General features: G+C 55.3%; 16 protein-coding genes. All 16 read right to left on the reverse strand.

All coding sequences use genetic code 11. From position 1 onward, the window contains the following. Nucleotides 1-2: 2 nt before the first annotated feature. The 16 genes from SRBAKS_RS02915 to SRBAKS_RS02990 all read right to left on the reverse strand — a co-directional run bounded on the left by SRBAKS_RS02915 (nt 3) and on the right by SRBAKS_RS02990 (nt 18,517). Entirely contained in the window at nt 3-1,409 is a 1,407-nt protein-coding gene (locus SRBAKS_RS02915) for an SPRY domain-containing protein (RefSeq protein WP_229593462.1), read from the reverse strand. Then, a complete protein-coding gene (locus SRBAKS_RS02920) occupies nt 1,406-2,314 on the reverse strand; it encodes a hypothetical protein (protein ID WP_229593465.1) in 909 nt (302 codons plus the stop codon). The genes SRBAKS_RS02915 and SRBAKS_RS02920 overlap by 4 nt, the downstream gene beginning before the upstream one ends. Beyond that, complete coding sequence (locus SRBAKS_RS02925) at nt 2,314-4,980, reverse strand: hypothetical protein (RefSeq protein WP_229593467.1); 2,667 nt, start codon at nt 4,978-4,980, stop codon at nt 2,314-2,316. Before SRBAKS_RS02925 ends, SRBAKS_RS02920 begins: the two co-directional genes overlap by 1 nt. Continuing rightward, nucleotides 4,980-7,517, reverse strand: a complete 2,538-nt coding sequence (locus SRBAKS_RS02930) for a Rossmann-fold NAD(P)-binding domain-containing protein (protein ID WP_229593469.1) — start codon at nt 7,515-7,517, stop codon at nt 4,980-4,982. Before SRBAKS_RS02930 ends, SRBAKS_RS02925 begins: the two co-directional genes overlap by 1 nt. Before the next feature lie 104 nt (nt 7,518-7,621). After that, on the reverse strand, nt 7,622-9,580 hold the full coding sequence (locus SRBAKS_RS02935; RefSeq protein WP_229593471.1) for a hypothetical protein: 1,959 nt from the start codon (nt 9,578-9,580) through the stop codon (nt 7,622-7,624). A gap of 8 nt (nt 9,581-9,588) precedes the next feature. After that, nucleotides 9,589-10,041: a hypothetical protein gene (locus SRBAKS_RS02940; protein ID WP_229593473.1), complete on the reverse strand. Its 453-nt coding sequence runs from the start codon at nt 10,039-10,041 to the stop codon at nt 9,589-9,591. Further along, on the reverse strand, nt 10,042-12,267 hold the full coding sequence (locus tag SRBAKS_RS02945; RefSeq protein WP_229593475.1) for a phage tail protein: 2,226 nt from the start codon (nt 12,265-12,267) through the stop codon (nt 10,042-10,044). A 2-nt stretch (nt 12,268-12,269) separates the two neighbouring features. Then, on the reverse strand, nt 12,270-12,863 hold the full coding sequence (locus tag SRBAKS_RS02950; RefSeq protein WP_229593477.1) for a phage connector family protein: 594 nt from the start codon (nt 12,861-12,863) through the stop codon (nt 12,270-12,272). 53 nt (nt 12,864-12,916) lie between these two features. Continuing rightward, the gene (locus SRBAKS_RS02955) at nt 12,917-13,156 is read right to left on the reverse strand and encodes a hypothetical protein (protein WP_229593479.1); all 240 of its coding nucleotides are present in this window, start codon (nt 13,154-13,156) and stop codon (nt 12,917-12,919) included. Between the two features lie 50 nt (nt 13,157-13,206). Then, nucleotides 13,207-13,380 carry a hypothetical protein gene (locus tag SRBAKS_RS02960; protein ID WP_229593482.1) on the reverse strand — a complete coding sequence of 58 codons (174 nt, stop codon included), beginning with the start codon at nt 13,378-13,380 and terminating at the stop codon, nt 13,207-13,209. Between the two features lie 57 nt (nt 13,381-13,437). Then, a complete protein-coding gene (locus SRBAKS_RS02965) occupies nt 13,438-14,271 on the reverse strand; it encodes a phage capsid protein (protein ID WP_229593484.1) in 834 nt (277 codons plus the stop codon). Nucleotides 14,272-14,418: 147 nt separating this feature from the next. Beyond that, complete coding sequence (locus SRBAKS_RS02970; protein ID WP_229593487.1) at nt 14,419-15,267, reverse strand: hypothetical protein; 849 nt, start codon at nt 15,265-15,267, stop codon at nt 14,419-14,421. Further along, the gene (locus tag SRBAKS_RS02975; protein ID WP_229593490.1) at nt 15,260-15,520 is read right to left on the reverse strand and encodes a Bbp19 family protein; all 261 of its coding nucleotides are present in this window, start codon (nt 15,518-15,520) and stop codon (nt 15,260-15,262) included. The genes SRBAKS_RS02970 and SRBAKS_RS02975 overlap by 8 nt, the downstream gene beginning before the upstream one ends. Further along, a complete protein-coding gene (locus tag SRBAKS_RS02980; protein ID WP_229593493.1) occupies nt 15,489-17,123 on the reverse strand; it encodes a portal protein in 1,635 nt (544 codons plus the stop codon). Before SRBAKS_RS02980 ends, SRBAKS_RS02975 begins: the two co-directional genes overlap by 32 nt. Before the next feature lie 3 nt (nt 17,124-17,126). After that, nucleotides 17,127-18,215, reverse strand: a complete 1,089-nt coding sequence (locus SRBAKS_RS02985) for a hypothetical protein (protein ID WP_229593495.1) — start codon at nt 18,213-18,215, stop codon at nt 17,127-17,129. Between the two features lie 2 nt (nt 18,216-18,217). After that, on the reverse strand, nt 18,218-18,517 hold the full coding sequence (locus SRBAKS_RS02990; protein WP_229593497.1) for a hypothetical protein: 300 nt from the start codon (nt 18,515-18,517) through the stop codon (nt 18,218-18,220).

The following is an 18,517-nucleotide window of genomic DNA, read 5'->3' on the forward strand; positions in this document are numbered from 1 at the left end:
TCCTAGTTTGGTTGTGCGTTGGAGGTATTGGCCGGATACAGCAATGTCCCGGTCCAGTCATATACTGTGTTACTAACGTTGCTAATGGCACTGACAAGCTTAAAACCATTGCTCAAGAATTTGACGACGGCACTATCAGTCCCATCATTGGTATAGGTGATGCCGTTGATAGTCAGTGTATCCAAGGCGCATCTAGTGCAGATGCACATACCATTAGCACTGCCGTTGCCCTTGTACGAACCGGAGAGGTCATATACCCCATCCTCAATGTTAGAGGGAGCTAAAGCGACGAATCCATCAGGCGCTGGATATTCAAGGTCGGCCTCAGAGAAATGACCGGTTATCCTGGTCCCACTTGTATACACGCTGGCAACATGGATAAAATCCTTGAGCGTTGGGACGGTATACACAGGGTCAGTTCCAGTTGCAGGGGCAGGAGAGCCTGTGCCTAACCACGTCTCATTTTGACGTACCCACGCTTTCCCTGTGTCTGTGTCGTATGCAATACCGATTGTATGTCCGGCACTAAGAGTAGTAGCTGAACACAAAACCACCGCGCTGCTACCATTGGCAATTAACTGCAACTGGTTTGAAGTGAGCATAAAGGCATAGGAACCTGTTCCACCAGCCACCGGACCGGGCCATAAGAAATGATCTTCAAACCCAAACCGCACACCAACTGACTGGGAGAGAGTATCAACATGAAACTCCATATACCATTTGCCGGTACTGAGCAGGGTACTCCGTGAGGCTCCCCACCCGCCCGGACCTTGGATAGATACATTACCATCATGATACACAGGCGAAGTCGTAGCAGTCAGCACATTATAAGTCGTTCCGTTGTTCGTCGGCGTGTCCACGGATTGATCAGCAGACACGAAAGTCCAGTCATTACCATTGCCAGAGGTGTCTGCCCCTAAGTCTACTGCGTTGCCAAATTCAAGCCGCGTGTGCAACGTCAGGCCGGAAATACCTCTTGGTACCCACAGGCCTGGAACCGCCGTCGAAGCCCGCCAGAAGCTCGTGTAATCCAGCGCACTCTCAACAATGGCCAGCCGCGAATAATACCCTTTGTCGCTCCCGCAATACTCGGTCAAAACATTGCTCACGAACTCGGCGTAAGTGGAGCCGACAGCCCCGCCATACGCAGACAGTTCAACATCCTGCGCCCACACGGTCACGACGGTATCAACCTTGCGGATGGTCAGCAGGTAATGGTTGGTCACGTCAACCAGCTCGTGGGACGTATCAACGGTCGGATCAGTCGGCTTGAATCCAAAGGCAATGGTGCAATCCGTTGCCACGGCACCAGAGGATGAAAAACCGGATTCGAGCAGGGCCGAATACGGCACAGACACCGGGTACACGCTCCCATTGCTGTTCTTCAAAATTCCGGCAGGCTGCATCATGCCGACACTCCGTTGACAATGGTCAGGAAATGATTGGTCCCGTCGCTGACGATCTCACCTTGCGCCAGCCCGATGACAGTATCGTACTCACCGTCTATGGAGCCATAGCTGGCCGAGGGATTGAGCGCGTTGTCGCCTGAAGCGACAAAACGGATCACACCGGCAGCCACAGGCACACCAAGGTCAACCGCCCCGCCGGACGTGTCAATGGTCTGGAGTGCGCCAGTGGCCGGGGAAGGCGCGGATGTAACCATGGCATTGGCCTGTGCCGGGTAGCCTTTTTCCAACACAATGGATTCATCTGCCTTGATTGCCTTGGTCAGTCCCAGCCCTTCCACGGCGTCCTCCACTGTATCGCCTCCAGTGCCACCGTCTGTCACAGACAACGGCAGGGCAATAGCTCCCAGATCAGCCAGACTCTTGTTGCCCATTTCAGTGGTCGATATCCAATACAGCACCTTGCCTGCCTCCGGTTCAGGAATAGACAGGTCTTCCAGCTCAGAGGTCAACGGCAACCGGAAGCATTTTGCAAACAGCTTGGCATGTTGCTGGTCCCTCATGACCCCCAGGTTGATATCAGTCTCAAAGACTGCGGCAGGCAGTTTGTCATCATCAATATACCGGCTCAACTGAGTGAGCGGAACATTGCGGATAATCAAAATCTTGTGTCCAACTGTCCTGCCAGAGGTAAACACCACCTTGCCGGTCTTGGCCTCCTCATCAGTGTGGACCATGGTATAATCATCCGTCAGCGTTTGTTCGGTCCAATTCGTGACGCCATCAACAACCTCGCCGTCGTACACCACCAGGTGCGTGTCCAGATACACCGGAAAATCGAAAACGAACTCGGTCTGCCCCGCGCTCGCGGTATATCTCACCTCGTTTTTATCTTCAGTAATCTGCATTATCTCCTCCCTCCTCCACGTTTGATATAAGTTGATGGCGGAAAAATCATTTCCTGCCCGTTTTCCTTTTCAAGCCGCCTCTCCATCCGACGCAAATACCCTGGAGTCACCATCTCCTGAAGATGGTAGAGGATAAGATAATCAAGCGGCAGACGGGTGTACCAAAGGTTGAGGAATGGCGTGTTGTTCTTGGCAAAGTGGAATGCCCTGGCCATGCTCGGAGGATCGCCGTGCATGGTATTGACGATCATGCGAGCGGCATCATCAAGCGAATTGAACACAGGCCCTTCTATGGTCTTCATGGGGCCTGCCCCAAACCGATCATATTTATTCAACAGGAAGTCGCCGTAGATACCGGCCCCGCCGCCCTGCATGAAAGCCGCGCCCCATGTCCCGACATCAGTAATATTGCGTGGTTCACGGCCTTTCACGATGTCTTTCAATGTCATGGCCACATATCCAAGCACGGTAGTGGAAGCGATAAGATGGGCGAGACCTGCCTTGTCCACTTTCCCCCCAGGTGCCCCCCGCCAGTGAGCCATCAACTGCCGTTGCCCAAAGGCAATGGGAAAGGATTTGAACTGCATCATGAACCGGGCGGCTTCGCCCCAAATAGTACCGGGCTGGAGTCCGGCAGTCTGCCATCTCCGCGTCCGCTCATCCGGCACGATTATGCCGTAATTTGTCTCGTCAATGAAATACGCGCCCAGCTTGTCCTGGATTTCCAAACGGGCATTTTTGCGCAGAGCCTCACGCCGCTTGTGCAGGTTCATGTCCACATGCGTTTTGTATATGATCTCGTCTTTTGGAATATCGCTTCCACGCTTTCCGTGTTTCTTGAGCCACTGATCCTGAAGGAACGCTTCATACTCAGCCAGCTTGGGCGCAATGTAGGCGTCAACGGCTTCATTGCTCAGCGTTTTGGCTGCTTCAGGGGTAATATACCCTTTGCCGTCCACATCGTGTTTCTCCAGAGCCTGCACAGCCTGCCATGTCCGTTCATCAATACCGTGCTGCAGGAGTGTGGACCGGAACCGCTCAGTCAGCTCGCCCCACTTCTGCTTGGTCCGCATCCCCATGTGCGCACTGCTCATCATGGCAAAGGTGGTCCGGTTGCGTTCCGTCCAGTCGGTCAGACCGGACAGCTTGAAAAACGTCTGCTGTGCCTTGGAAAACTTCCCATGCACCTGATCTTCGGCCATGAACCGCGCGTGGATGTCGCCAAGCATCCCATCAAACCCCACACCGAGCAGATACGCCAGCTCCTTTTTCTCATGGTCGTGCTTGCCTTCAAACAATCCCTTGACCATTCCGGCGTAGCTTTCGAGCAAAGGCTTGTCCTGAACACGCAGCCGTGCCGCAGCCGTGGAAAGGTCTGTCACGGATGACATGACCGCCATGCCCAGCTTTGCCATGGAAGTCCAGGACCGCAGGAATGATCCGGCCTTGGCTCCAATATGATTGTGTGGTTTGTCAGCCCGGCCGGTCACGAGATTGAATCCCATGGCAATGGGGCTGTTCACCTGGTCAAGACTGCGCGGCAGTTTCCCTGCCTGCTTTTTCTTCTCCGTGTCGGTCAGCGTGGGATCGTCCCATATCTTCTTCTCCGTGTGCTTGATATACCGTTCCATGAACGCCTGCGGGTTCGCCCCCATGAACTCCATGGAAGCAGCATCGACCGCATTGTCCCGCAAGTGGTGCATGACCGAATCAAATACGTTCCCGGTGCCGAATTCAGAGGCGTATTCCATCCACTTGTCAGCGTTCTTGAAGAAGAGCGCACGATGCTGATTGGCGAGCTGTTGAGCAAGGTTGGCCGGTCCTGACACAACCATGTTCTGCCAGTTGGTCATGGTGGCCACATCTCTTCCACTGATAATCTTGTAATATATCTGTTCCAGCGCATCATTGACATGCTGTGGCGGCAGGTTCCCGAATGTCCGTTCCATGTCCAAAAGGTCGTTCTTGACCATGAAATCACGCCATTCATTCAACCCGGTCTTGATAATCCTGGCCACATCATGCCGTTGCGGCACCCAGTTGGTGAGCCGTTTCACGTCGGCGCCTGCTTTCTGCACCCGCTGGCGAGATTCATCAGCCACGTCAGTGAGCACCTGTGCAAGCCATTGGGCATCCTTGTTGCCGGTCACAAGCTGCCCCTCGTCAATATGGAACATCTCGGTCGTTACATCGTCGAGGAATTGCTTGTCCTTGCGAATGAGCTTGAGCACATGCGGCTTTTCTCCCTCGATACTGGCCAGGATCTTGCCTGCCCACCGCTGTTCAAGATCAGCCCGCCGCGTGGACACGGACACGCGCCCAGCTTCCATATTGTAATGGGTGCCGAGCAAGACAGAATCAAGAGCCTGCGCGTAAGTCAAATTTCCTTTGGTCCGTAGTCCTTCCACATGTGCATCAAACTTCTCTCGCAAAACAATGTTGCGAAGGAGCTGCTGCTTTTCTTTCATGGCCGCTTCATGAGCCACTTCACCGAAACCATGCGCAATGAGATTCATTTCAACATCAATGGCATCAATTTCCATTTCAGCCCCTATGCGCTCCTTCTGGTCAAGCATGGACTGCATGATTTCAACTGCTGTGTTGTCATCAACACCAGCCCTGTTCATGATGTCCTGTACACAATTATCGACTTGATACCGCGCCATTATGCCACCCCTCTGACAATGCATTCAGCAGCAACCTGGAACGCAGTTGAAATTCTGTTAGCCTGTTCAACGCCCCGTTCCGCGCCTTTAAGTTCAAGCATCTCTTCCTCGGTCACTCGGCCAGCCTCCATGAGCACCTGCACATCCTCCATATCCTGCGCCAGCGCATCCTCAACCTCCATGGTGTCAATAGGATCAATGGTTCCCCGCTCCGGCTTCTCCACACGCCAGTCAAGACGCTCCTGCGGAGGATGCACACCGAACCTTTCAGCAAGTATTGAGGAAAGAGATTCACCGGCCTGACCCAGATCAGCGCCATCAAAGATACGGACATGCGCACGGCCATCGGGCAGGAACTGCACCGCTCCGTTTGCCTTGCCACCCACAGAGAACCGTTGCGGTCCATGCCGGGTCACACTCGGCGTGCCGTCCATGGTCCACCGGACAGCATCCTTGACGATCCACGCAACATCCTCGTCAGTCATTTCAACTTCAAGACCATGATTCCGCAGAAAATCCCGAAACCACGCCTTGATGCTCTCCCATGCCGAAGTTTCCAGATCGGACAGTTCCGCGCCCTTGGCTACCTGCTCCCCGATATGGGCCAGCATTTCCTCGGCAGCCTCGCGCCGATGGGTAACGTTGGTGAAATCAAGCCCGTACTCCTGCCGCACCATTTCCAGATTCTCGGCCCCAAAGTGGTCAAACACCGAATCCATGAGCGTGTTGAATTTCGCATCATCCCCCACCAACCCGCGCAATCCATGGTGCACCCCCTGCTCATGCAGCCACACCGCAGCGGCTTGCTCAGGCGAATCAATGGCATCGGCAACAATGTAGACCTTCCCGTTGTCCTGAACCCCGCGCACGCCACCAGTCATTTTGCGACTGCGATAATGCTCCCTGATATGCTCCGGCAGCTCGGCAAAGGTGTTCACGACCTTGAGCGGGGCCGCGTTTTGAGCGCGGGATTGCAGATCCTCAACAGTGCGGCGAATGTCCTTTGGAAGGTGCTTGCCATTCTCGCCAGCATCGCCTATATTGTTTTTGTGATCTTGGCGGGTGGGAGCGTTCCCCGTATCCCCGTCCGGGTTGGTAGACTGAGGCGCTTCAGGTTCAACCCCCTCCTTTTCTTTATCAATGAACCTTGCCCATTCGCTTTTACCCTTCCTCGCTCTGGTGGGTATTTTTGTGTTTATTTCTTCCTTCCCTACGACACGCTTATTGTAGGCAATAACAATGTCCCATACATCCTTCCCCAGCTCCTCATCGACATACCGTTTGAAATAAAGCAGCTTCTCGCCATCAGCTTTTGATACAACTACTTTAATATCCTCATTTTTAAACGTGTTTGGCAGGCTATGAAGATACTCTTCTCTCTTTGATTGTTTGGTAAAATGCTCGTATTCCACACCACTCCAATCTTTCCGTGGTCTGAAAATTACATCTTCAGTGAACAGGTGATCCACAATATCCTTGATGGCATCAAGATACTGATTGGGATCTTCAAATTTGAGCTGTTTGATTTTTTCCGGTTCCAATGTATCAAAATAAGCTTTCATGCTTTTGCGATCTTGCAAACTGAATTCAGCCCCGGTATCCTCATACTCAACCCTGATTTTCCCGGTTTCGTCATACATGACCTTCTTGGCAAACCGGATACCTTCCCCGTCACTCCCACCCACTTCGATATCGGCAATGTGCTTGCGTACCCAGGAATCAACGTCCATGCCCTGCGCCGCTGCCAGCCCCTCCCAATGCGTCAAAAAGTTCTCGGACTGCACCGCATCCAACCCGCCATCCACAAGCTGTTTGAACGCCCGTTCCCGGTTGAACTGCCCGGCCTCCACAGCCTCCTTCATGATCGGTCCCACATCCACGGGCTTGCCATCCCCCACATCCAGCACGCTCTTTTGCAGACCGCGCAACACCGCGCCCTTAGTCTCGCCACGAAAATGCTTTGCCCAGGCTCCACCAGCCCCGCCAAACAACATGCCGACCCCGGTGCCCATCACGGTATCCCATGCATAATCCTCGAAGGTGATTGCTTCACCACGCCGCTTCAATTCAGGGCCGATAAGTATATTTGCTCCAATGCTACCAGCCCCAGCCTCAAGTCCAGACACTACCATGCGTCCACCAATGGCCCCCATGCTTGCGATGGCCTTGGCCTTATACGCTGGGCCAATAATGGGAATATAGTTAACCGGATCGACCAACCCGACACCCATCTGTACACCGACGCCAACCACTTTCTGTGCTATGGTCTGCTTGGCTAGAATGGCGTCTCGGGACCGCCGGGCATCATAGAATTCGGCTCGATACTTAGCCGCTACAGGTGTCAATCCATCTTCCCATTCCATCCCTTCACGATAATATTCATGGTCAGGCCAATCCTCTTTTGCAATGGCATTTTTTTGTTCTAACAGCGCATTTTCATAACGATTTCCCCCTCCATAGGCCCGTATTTCCGCCAAGTCCTCACCAATAGCTTCACCCACACGAGCGATAGGAGACCAGTCCCATGCTGCCCCCATATTCGCCCCCACAGACTCCAGCCATGTTGGTGGAAGCGCTTGTGCAACACGCGCTATATCTTGCTCAGAGGCACCCTTGTATTGAGGCAATGACATACGCATTATTACCACCTCACATCATCACGGGTAGGACGATTTTTGGTTGCTAACCTTTCTCTCTCATGCTCGTTTCGTTCAAATTTAATGAGATCTTCATAGGTAACGACAATCGGATTTCCCTCTTTCTCTTTCATGATTTCACCTGTTGGCAGAGCCAGCAAAAACCCAGTCCTGTCACTGGAATTGACCCATACACCAGCCCTTCTAAATGTGTTGTCGTATGGAAGCGACCACCTCCAGTTTCTCAGGCTGAGTTTCAGTTCATCTGTATTCACCTCAACTGGCGCACTTATTTGCATGTCGTCACTGAAGACAAAATCGACTTGCTTTCCCCACATTTCTTCGACCGCTTTTGTACCATTTCCTATGACCATTCCGTACTTCATGGTGGCTGCCAGCAGTTCCTTGTTCATGTGCTGATACTGAGGGTTGGCAGTCAGTTCATATTGTTTCTGAAAATATGCCCCAGGGCCGTTGAAATATGCGTCTTCAACTTCCTGCTTGACACTCTTTCTTGTCTCCGGACTGATCACTATGTCTTCATTCTTCAAGCTCATCGCTTGCAAAATATTTCGGCCAAGCAACGAATCACCATTGTATAATTCGGCTGCATAAGCATCCGCATGGTCAAGTCCCAATTCTTCCAAGGCTTTCCCGTCAAATTTCCCATATGTCGTGGTCAGCCCCTGAAGAATCTGCGCCTTCCCATCCCCATCAGCCCGTTCAAACTGATCCTTCAACCCCTTGGCCTGCGCCATGGTCAACAGTTTCGGTTCGGCGTTGCCAAGCTCCCGCTGCATCTCCATGGACGCCTGAATCACGAGCGGTTCCAAGCTCTCTTCCCGCATGGGACTGGCCGCATTTCTGGCTCGATTTTCAGCGTCTGCGCGCACAAATCCGGCAGGGTCTGCCTGAAATGCCTTGGCATTCTGCACCACAATCTGCGCAGCATGCTGATACATATCCATGTCAGCCCTGTATCCGGGAGTTCCCGGTTCCGGCCGGAGCGTTTCCACCGCCGCCATCTGCTCGGCGTGCGGGCTGAACTTCACCGCGTCCAGGGTGTTCCAGACCGTGCCTGTCCGCTCAAACCGGGCGCGATACTTATCAGCAATTTCGGCACCCCGTTCTCCCAGACCGGACAACTCCGCCAGCATCTCCTTGGTTCCGTCCATGGTCACACCGGTCTGCATGGCCGAAGCGGCGGAATCTTCCAGCAGCGGTATCAGGGCGTTGGCCCTGTCGTTCTGATACTCGGCAACCCGCCGCGCTTTTTCCCGCTTGAGCACATGGTGCCGCGCTTCGAGCTGGCCCACCTGAGCAGGACTGAGGTCCATGAACGGTGTCGGGTCAAACGCCCCTTCTCCGGTGGTCGCATTCCACGCACGTTGGTACTGCACCGTATCGTTGACACGCTCCCGCACCTGCGCGAACTGCCCCTTGGACATATGCGGTTGGATGGCCGCGAGCCGCCCGTTCCACATGGCCTTTGCATTGGCATAGTCCTGGTCTGTCTTGGCCTGAATCATGTGGTTCATGTAGGGATCAAGATCCTCATTGAACCGGGCCACCCTGTTGGCAGAATCCTTTTTGGTGACAATGGCCTTCCACTTGACACCATCGCTCTCGGCAGCCAGATCAAACCGTTCCCGCAGCTTCTCCTGCACCCGGCTTGACTTCCCTTCATACAGGGATTCAGCCAGTCCTTTGACCTTCTCGGCCCGACGTTCTCCGAGCGTGGCCAGGTCTTCATCCTTGTCAAACTCGGCATCCAGGGCATTGACCCCTTTGGCAAAGGCCAACACCCCGGAATGGTAATCATCTTCATCCTGACTGGCAGACATGTTCAGGGCCATGCGGCGCATCTCGTTGCCCACAGCATCAGCCCCGATTGTCCGGGGCATGGCCTGCCGTGCTGTGCCTGTCAACTTGAGTCCACCAGCGGTAAATTTCTTCAATTCCATGAGGCCCCCTAGAACATATCCATAAAATCGCCCACGCCACGCAACAGGGTTCCCCCTGCCTTGAGATACCCCTGCTGCCGCGCACTGCTCGCAGACCGGGCAGCGTTGTTTGCCTCGGCGTACAGGCTGTCACGTTTCGACGCTGTTTCCCGTTGTTTGTTCCGCTTCTGCAACTCCAGTTGAGCCATGGTGTCAGCCATGATGTCCATGGCCGAACCGGAAAACGCGGTGTTGCTCCCGGTGATGGCATTGAGATTGCTGCCCACGAGCTGCCGCCCCTCACGCTCCAACTGCTGTATGTCCATGTCACCGGACTCCTGCACCAGTTGCGCGTCCTTGAGTGCGGCCTGCCGGTTGGCATAGCCGGTCTTCCACGCTTCCTCGGCGTCCGTCACGTTGCCAAACAGGTTCAAGGCAGTGCTCCCGCCAAGCAGCAGTTTTGCCATGCTCTTTTTGCTCATCTAGGTATCCTCCACACTGATAAACCGATCAATCCGCTGAATCTCAAGCGGGGTCGGTGAATCGTGCGCTATGTACAGGTCAGGGCAGGTCAGGGACCACCCGCCGGAAAGGGTCAGGGGAATCTCACCAGTAAAAAGGGGATTGGGTTTGCCAAGGGTCCGGTTGCTCGAACCAAGGGGAACGCGCTCCAGCTTGTCAAGACTGCTGCCGAACTGCACATCCAGTGACTCGCGCACAAGCAGCGTTGCCTTTTCAAGCTTCTTTTTCTTGCCGTGGCTCGTGCCATACTGAACCTCGAATTCACGGCGCGCAGGCGCGGCATACCCTCGGTACCCCAGCCCCACATGCACAATGGACGCCGCGTATTGCAGGGAGATCGAACCACCTTCAACAAGCTGCTCAGGATGAACAGCACCGTCTGCCAAAATGCGGACAGTTTCGCCGTTGAACATCTCAAGACCGGATATGGTGTGGGTCGGCTCACCGTTGTAGGATATGCCGCAGTCAACATAGAAACACTCGGGTTGCCTAGCGAGGATGTCCGCTTCTTCCTGTGCATCTTCATAGGGCGTGTACCCCAATGTCATGCGTTCGATTGTACGGACAACAGAACCTCCCAGTGTCCGCTTGACGCGCAGATAAAGATGATCCCGCGCATTGTCACCAGGGATCACGGCAATGGATTCGACAAAGGCGTCACCGCCGGACCCGCCACCGATGGTCACAGGGAAACACCCGGTCACGTTCTCGTTGGCATCATGGACCATGCACACCAGCTTGCCGTTGTTGAGCAGACACCACAGATACGGCACCGGCTCTTCCTGATAGGCGACTTCCTTGATACCGGCAGAAAACAACGTGGCCCCCAACCGCGAAAGCAGCTCCTCAGTCAATCCGTCATTCTCGAACTTGTATTGGAGCGCATAGACTTTCTTGCCGTTTTTCTGAACGAACACGGTCTTGGGTCCGATCCGCACCGGGTCGATAGCTGCGGCCTTGACGCCACAATCCAGACGGAACGTGCCGTTACTCGGCTTGATCGGTTCATTTGAGGTCGTCACCAGCCGCCACACGCCACCGCCGGTGAACAGCACAAGGTACTGCGCCCAGGCAAAGGAATGAATGGGGTTTATCTGGTCTGACCCGCCAATGGTCTTGGAAAACCCATTGTTGTCCTGTACTTCGGCGTTCTCGTCAGTGGGACCGAAATCATAGATATCAATGTCGTTCGACTTCCACACGGTCTGCGATTGCGTCTTGGTATAGGATGCCGCAAAGGCCTGATTGATGAAGCCCACATTCTTGGGGTACCCGGTGGTTTCTGACCACGCCCCCAGCCACCATATTTCCGTGGCCGTTGTCGTGCCGAAGTCACGCTTGACGTCAAGTTTCACATGCGTGGAGTCGGTCACCTCAGTGATGATGCCCCACCCCACCGTGTACGCGCCGACATCACCATGACGCAAACGGACATGCCGTCCCACATCCGTGGACTCAAACGGCTCGAAGTCCGTACCACTGGCCGTGATCGTCACCGTACCGGTGGTGGCAGACGGCTTCAGGGTACATTCATCTTTCAGATTCACATCAAGATACGGCCCGTCCTCCGCTTCAAAATCAGCCAGACGCCAATCGTCATGGTCGTAGCGGGAGAGCGTGGTTATCTTGTGCTCTCCGTCTGCCATAAAGAACACGTCAGCAGACTGAGTGCGGTTGAGCTCAGCCACATTGGTTGCAGAATACCCGTTGGAAATTTCATAGGGATCGCCCTCACCCCAGACGCCCCAATACTCTGTCCAGTCCGCAGCAACACCGGGTTCATGATCGGTTGTATGCGTCTGAGTACAGCGAAACAATACGCCAGTATGCGCAACATAGGCATCCACGGCATATTCGGTCCCGGTTGCCCACGCATCCGTATCGGCCACACTCTTGATGATATTGCCATCACCGGACACGAACCGGAACGATCCGGGTTCGACATCGATGACATACGCCTGATCGTTACTGAACACGAAGGGCAGAATACGCCCTTCCTTGCTGGAGTCCTTCACTGTGTTCACCAGCACGGTGCCGCCTCTGAAATACAGATCACCTTCCACCCGCGCCAACATATTGAGTGCAGTCTGCAAGCCGCGCTCACGCGGTTCAATCCTGTTCTGCCCGTCCAGCGTGGGAGCGATGACCCCGGAGTTGAATGACTCGTTGATAACCGGATATGTCATGGCTACCCCTGATACGCACTGACCCAGCCGCCGCTCTGCCTGCTTGGCGGCGCGGCTTCCGAGGAGTCAATGGACTGACCGGAAGCGATAAGCCCGGTGTACACTTCCATCATACCGTTTTGCAGCTTGCTTTCACCCACACCCGGTGCCACCTGCGCGGCCAGACGGAAGCTCAGGGCATTGACGAAAGACGCGTCAAATTTATTGGAGTTGGTAACCAGCCCCACCCCCTTGAGATACAGGGGAGCCTCTTCATTTGTCAGGATGCAATCCCCTTCTTTTTCCCATGCCCCGTCAGCCGTCATGGGCATCTGGTCAGCACCAAAGACCGTGATAATCCGCATGCACTCCTGCGGCAGCTTGTAGGCATACTCCCACTCGAAAAGCGGCTTGTCCGTATCGGACGGCCCACCGAGCAACCACCGCTTGGTGGCAAACCGCCACGGATACGCCCGCAGCACTTCCTTGAGCACCGGCGACCAATGCAGCCGGAACTGCTGCGCGGCCACAGAACTCTCGGTCAACACGTTGGTCAACAGGTCTGTGATCTTCAAGTGCCCAAGGGCGAGGTTGCAAATATTCGTATCCGGCTGCATATCCATCTCCAAAAGGCGGGGGCAAAGCCCCCGCCGGTTCATCGTTCGAGGTTCTAGGTGGCGTTGACCACAGTTGCAGGCGAAACACCGGACACCACGAGCATGTCAGCTGCGGCGTTATCACCGGTCTTGGCAATGATGATATCGCCTGCGGTCAGGTTGTAGTCGTTTTCAGCGTCGCCAAAGTAGTCAGATGTAATCACGGTGGCGATGGCATCATCGCTGCTGTAGATATACAGGTTGTCACCGGGATACCCGCCCACAAGTCTCAGGTTCTCTTTGTTGTAAGCCATGGCTTAGCTCCTTCCGGTTGATACCGGGCTGCGTTATTCCTTGGTCCGGCCTATTTCTTGGCGTCGTCCAGGGATTTTTTCAGAGCCTTGATCCGGTCAAGCCCCTTGACCTTGCGGCCTTCCTTTTCCACCTGTCCGAAGTAATCAGTCAGGAAATCCACCACCTCGTCCACAGGTTCACCGAGGACAATGGATGCTTTCTTGTCGTCTTTCTTCTTGGTCATGTGTGCTCCTTGAATGGAGGTTAGGGGCCGGAATCATCCCGGCCCGCATTCATTGACTTAGGCAGCAGGCAGAGAGCCGGTGTCCTTGCACTGGATCTTCACGACGCCTTCGGGGTCGATCAGCACGCCGCCCAGACTCATCTTGTTGTTGACGAACCAAGAGTCACGCTCTTCTTCGTATTTGGTCTTCAGCACGATGTCGGAGACTTCGCCCAGACCCACGGCACGCTTGTGCCACATGAAGCATTCGCGCACCGTGTCGGTGATGGGCAGTTCCGTATGATGAATCCAGGTCACGCCGCGCCAGGTCTTGGCCTCGGTGTTCTGGAGCCACGGCTTCTTGTCGCCCACATAGTCCGCATTGGCGAAGGCTTCGATGCCCATGAGCTGTTCCCACTGAATGGAACCGAGAGCGGCATACCGCTCAGTATTGGGCACCGTCTTGGTGTTCAGTTTGATGAGAGCATTCTGCACATGGACCAGTCCGAAATCCGTGGTACCAAGGTCAACGATGTTGTCGGTCAGGGTCATCTGGTTGAAGATAAGCTCGTCAACCTTGCGGCCACAGGCACCGGCACCGGCTTCGGACAGGGCAGCTCGGTCATCGATGTTGGTCATCATCTGGTCGAAGTCGTCCACCCAGTCAGGCGCGTACCAGTTTTCCATGGTTGCGGAGACACGGGAGTGTTCCACGTTCATGGCCGGGATAATGCCATGGCGAGTCTTCTGCACAGCCTTGCCCTTGCCGATCTTGGGGAATTTGACAGTGGACGCCTTCACACCGGTCTTGAGAAAGACCGTCTTGCGGAGCAGGGAAGCCCCCTGCTGATAGGCATGTTTCAAATCACTGGAATACTCAGTGACAAACACTTGATCGATAGAATCGGACATGGTGTCCTCCTAAGTTTTCGTTAAACAAAACGCCTCGGATCAATTCCGGGTGTCCCGCTTCCTGAAACCATGGAGGGTGTCCTTTCGGGCCTCCGGTCCCTTGGGGGCCGGGCGGCGGTTTTACGTCCCGCCGCACGACGATATTGATTAATTCTTGTTCGCCTGCTGAAATTCGGTCAGCCGCTTGGCATACTCATGGACTTCGTTGACGTAGTTGGGATCACGCTGATCTTGGTCTTTATATCGAAGGTCTTCTTTCATGGCGACCAGCCCCGCCATGGTCGGAACATCAGAACCTCCAGTTCCGCCTGAGTTGACATCCGCCAGATCCCCTTCACCCAGATACCGGTTGCCCAGCTCGTACAGATCACGCACCAGCGGGGCCTTGTTCTTCCAGTCCGCATCGGTGAGCATCTGCCGTGTCTCATCAGAGAACTTGGACAGGAACCGCTCTCCCACATTCAGCTTGTAATCGAACTCGTCACCCCAATCCCTTTTCACGGCGTCCATGTTCTTCTGGAGCTCCGCGCTGTACGCCTGCATGACTGCCTGCTCTTCATTGGCAAGCTCTTCGCTCAACCCGGAAATAATGGATTGCATGGCCTGCGGAGGCACACCGTTGGTGAACCCCATCTCAATGAACTTGGGCATCATCGCCCCTTCACCAAGTTCGGGCAGTTGCAACGCTCCCTGATACTCTTCCAGGGAACCCGGCACACCAGACAACTCGCGCAGGGAAGTATTGAAGGCCGCAACCTCTTCTTCACTCGCGCCCTCACCCGGAGCCACAAGCCCCTTCTGCTTCTGCCCGGCAAGCTTGCTCAGATTGTCAACGCCCTTGAAAAAATCCTCCGGCGTCTTGTACTTGGCCACAAAGCTGGCTTCGCGGAATTCCTCCGGCACGGATGCAATCCAGTTGTCACCACCGCCGTCATCTGCGGGGGGCGTGTCCTGTACAGGGGCCTCAGTCGGGGTTTCGATGGGTTCATCAGCCATTGTCGTACTCCTTGGGTAAGGTGTCAGGGTCAAGGTTCAGCGTGTTCATGATATCAATCACCACTTCCCGCTTGCCCTCGTTTTTCCATGCCTGTCTGTCAGACATGCCTTCACTGCTTATGGGCCGGGTCACACAGTACCGTTCGGCCATGTCAGCCAGCACACGCTGACCGTCTTCAGTCCTGAAAATCCTGCGATACGCGCCACGCGCACGCAGCGCGCTACTGAACCGCTTGAGCGTCCACGCCATCATTCACTCCGAGCTTTGCGGCCATGTCCACGCCCTGGCCCAATGTTTCCATCTGCTGCTGCGCGGCCTGTTGCTGCGCCCGACTCTGCCGCATCTCTTCCACCTGCTGCTTGTCTTCCAGCATCTTGGCTGGCGGGTTCCACTGCTTGATACCGGCAAGGAACGCCTCATCGTCATTGAGATTGTCAAACACCGGGGATTCACCGAACTGCAACCGCTTTTCAGCAATGAATGCAGCCAGCTCGTACACGCCCTGAACGGCCTCGGTTTCAGCCCCATGCTGCAACAGCAGGAACAACGGGGAACGCATGCCGATCTTGAGCTTGGACAGCCCTTCCGGCGGCTCTGGCAATTCACCGCGCCGGATGAGCATGTACAGCCCGCGCATCATGGCCTTGCGGATGTATTCAAGGAAAAACCGGTGCAACAGCGGCGCAATCTGCTTGACCTTCTCAAGCTTGCGCATCTGCCGCTCGCCCAGCGTCACATCCGTCTTGACCTCTTCCATCTCAAAGGCACGCACGCAGAAATACCGGCGCATCTCCTCTTCCTTGCCCATGATTTCCTCACGGCCCCACCCCGGATCACCACCGGGCAATTCACTCACAGGCGGCTGCCCGCCGCTGGAATAACTGTCATTGTAGTTGATGGTCCCGGCCTTGGCAGTGATGGCTGCCTGCCACCCCTGATTGGTGGCCACCAGAGACGGCTTGACCCGCTTCTCTCCGGCCTCCAGTGTATTGACCTCCATGACCTGGAGAGCCTGCCCCACACCCAGAGCCTTCATGGCAGGGCTGCGTCCGGCAATCTCGCCAAAGGACTTGCTCCCGCGAGCCACCAGAAACGGAAATTCGTAATACCCCTTTTCCTGCGCCACATGCTTTTCGGACCTGAGAATGTAATACTCGGCCCACGGCGCGTTCATCGCCCCGCCCTTGGTGCTGTCCCTGTCCTTGCGCGGCACCACCACGTGCAGATAGTCGAACTTCCTGTCCAGCTCGTTGTTCTTCAGAGCCTCCAGCACCGGCTTGCCCGCATCCTTGCCAAACCGCTCACGCGCCACACGCGCAGGCAACTCAACGGTACCCATGACCGTGTCCACTTCCCCCTCCTCATTCTCGAAGTAGACATACTCAAACGGATTCCGGGTCGAGAAATGAAAGGCCGTCTTTTTGCCTTCCTTCATGAAGGTATTGGTGATCCCGGCATACAGCACATCCACGATGGCCTCATGGCTCTGAATGGTGAAATTCGATTCATGGAACCCGGTCATGACCTTCTTGGTGGCCATCTGGCACCACAGGGTGTTTGCCTTGTCTTCGGCTTCAAACTCGTCATCAGGCTCGAACACGCCCCACAGTGCATCCGGCGGCATGGTCTCGGAATGAATCCCGGCAGCGGCCACGTCCAGCGCATCCTCCGGCGTCCCGTTCCACACGGCAGTGTGCCGCTTGTCCCCATCTATCCCGCGCATCTCCATCTTGGCCTTGCGCGGCTTGAAAATCTCGGCACACATCTGCACATGCGCCCGCCACGTTGCAGCGGCAGACCGCGCCTTGGATTCCCTTTCAATGTATCCATTTATCTGGTCTTCAATCAGCGGCATGCTCTACGCTCCATACAGTTTCTTGAACAGGGTATTCGCCTCGCTCTGCAACCCCAACCCGCCAGTCAGCAACGTGGACTTGTACCGGCTGCGCGTCACCTTGCGGGGAGCAACAGCCGGTGTCGGGGCATCATCATCAGCCACCACCGGAGTCACGGACACACCTTGTCTGGAACTGTTGTTGCCCAGCATCCCCAGTGTCGGGGTGCTGGCCTCAGTGGACGTTCCCGGCGCACGGCGCGGTATGGCCGTGTCAGAGCGTGTCACACGCTCCTCATCCTTTTTCCTGGTCCCGAAAACACCCGCTTTTTCCATTGTGTTGTAATCATAGAGTGTTGAGCCTGCCTTACCAAAGCTGTAGAGCGCTGAAAGTGGACTTCTGGTGACCATGTTGAAGACTCCACCGGCCATATCAATGGCTAGCCCAAGAGGATCTTGCGCAATTTTACCGTCTACGACTTTGTCATCCCCTTGACTCAACTCTTTGGCAGCAGTCTTGCCGACACCGGCCCTGTGCATTCGTATCATCTCGGACATGGGGGCGGTCCTCTCAATACCGGTCAAAGCGTCCCAAGCTTTGCCGCCAATCCACCGGTCAGGCTCAAAAACCGACTTCGTCCGGTCAAATGGTTGCGTGCCTTTTGGCTGCTTGAATTCTCCATATTCAGAGAAGTCCCTCTCAGCCCGTGTCATATCCCGGGCATCTGCTCGCAGCCGCCCCTGCTCAATGGCCTGTATGCCGAGCTTCGAATAGGTTGCCGCATTCACAACCCCATCATCCTCCTGCATTTCACGAAAGGCGGTAATCGGGGCCGTTGGTACAGACAACTGCGGATTAGTGTTGACCACAAAAGACGGTTTTTCAGCCACAGGCGCAGCCACCGCAGCCACAGCACCGCCCATGGTCTGCTTGCCCGTTGCCGTGTTGGCCTTGTATCCAGGGCTGTTCGTGACATTGGTCCCTCGACTCATCGCAGCACGGTTCTCAGCCCGCCGCTGGCTTGCGATACTGCCAAGCCCTTTGCCAAAGCTATACCCGCCAAAGCTGCTTGTTGCAGGGCCACTCTTACTGCCGGAACTGGAACCACACATGATCAATTCCCCCCAAACAAGGTTTTCAGCCCCACATTGGCCGGGGATTTCACGCCCAGCCCACCCGTCAGATTCGTGGACTTCGTCTTGCTCCGCTTGGCAAGCGCCCGTTGTCTGTTCTGCATGGCCTCGGCATCAGCCGCGCTCGTATCCACTGCACGCGGCGCAGACGTCACCTTGGCCCCGCTGTTCATCAACCCGCTGGCAGTGGTTGCCACAGCCCCGGCAGCGGTCACGCCGGACACGACCTTTTCAAACAAACTCATGTCCTTGGGAAACAAATTACTGATCGACCCGCACAT

It is taken from the genome of Pseudodesulfovibrio sediminis, assembly GCF_020886695.1.
In the GTDB taxonomy this organism is placed as follows: Bacteria; Desulfobacterota; Desulfovibrionia; order Desulfovibrionales; family Desulfovibrionaceae; genus Pseudodesulfovibrio; species Pseudodesulfovibrio sediminis.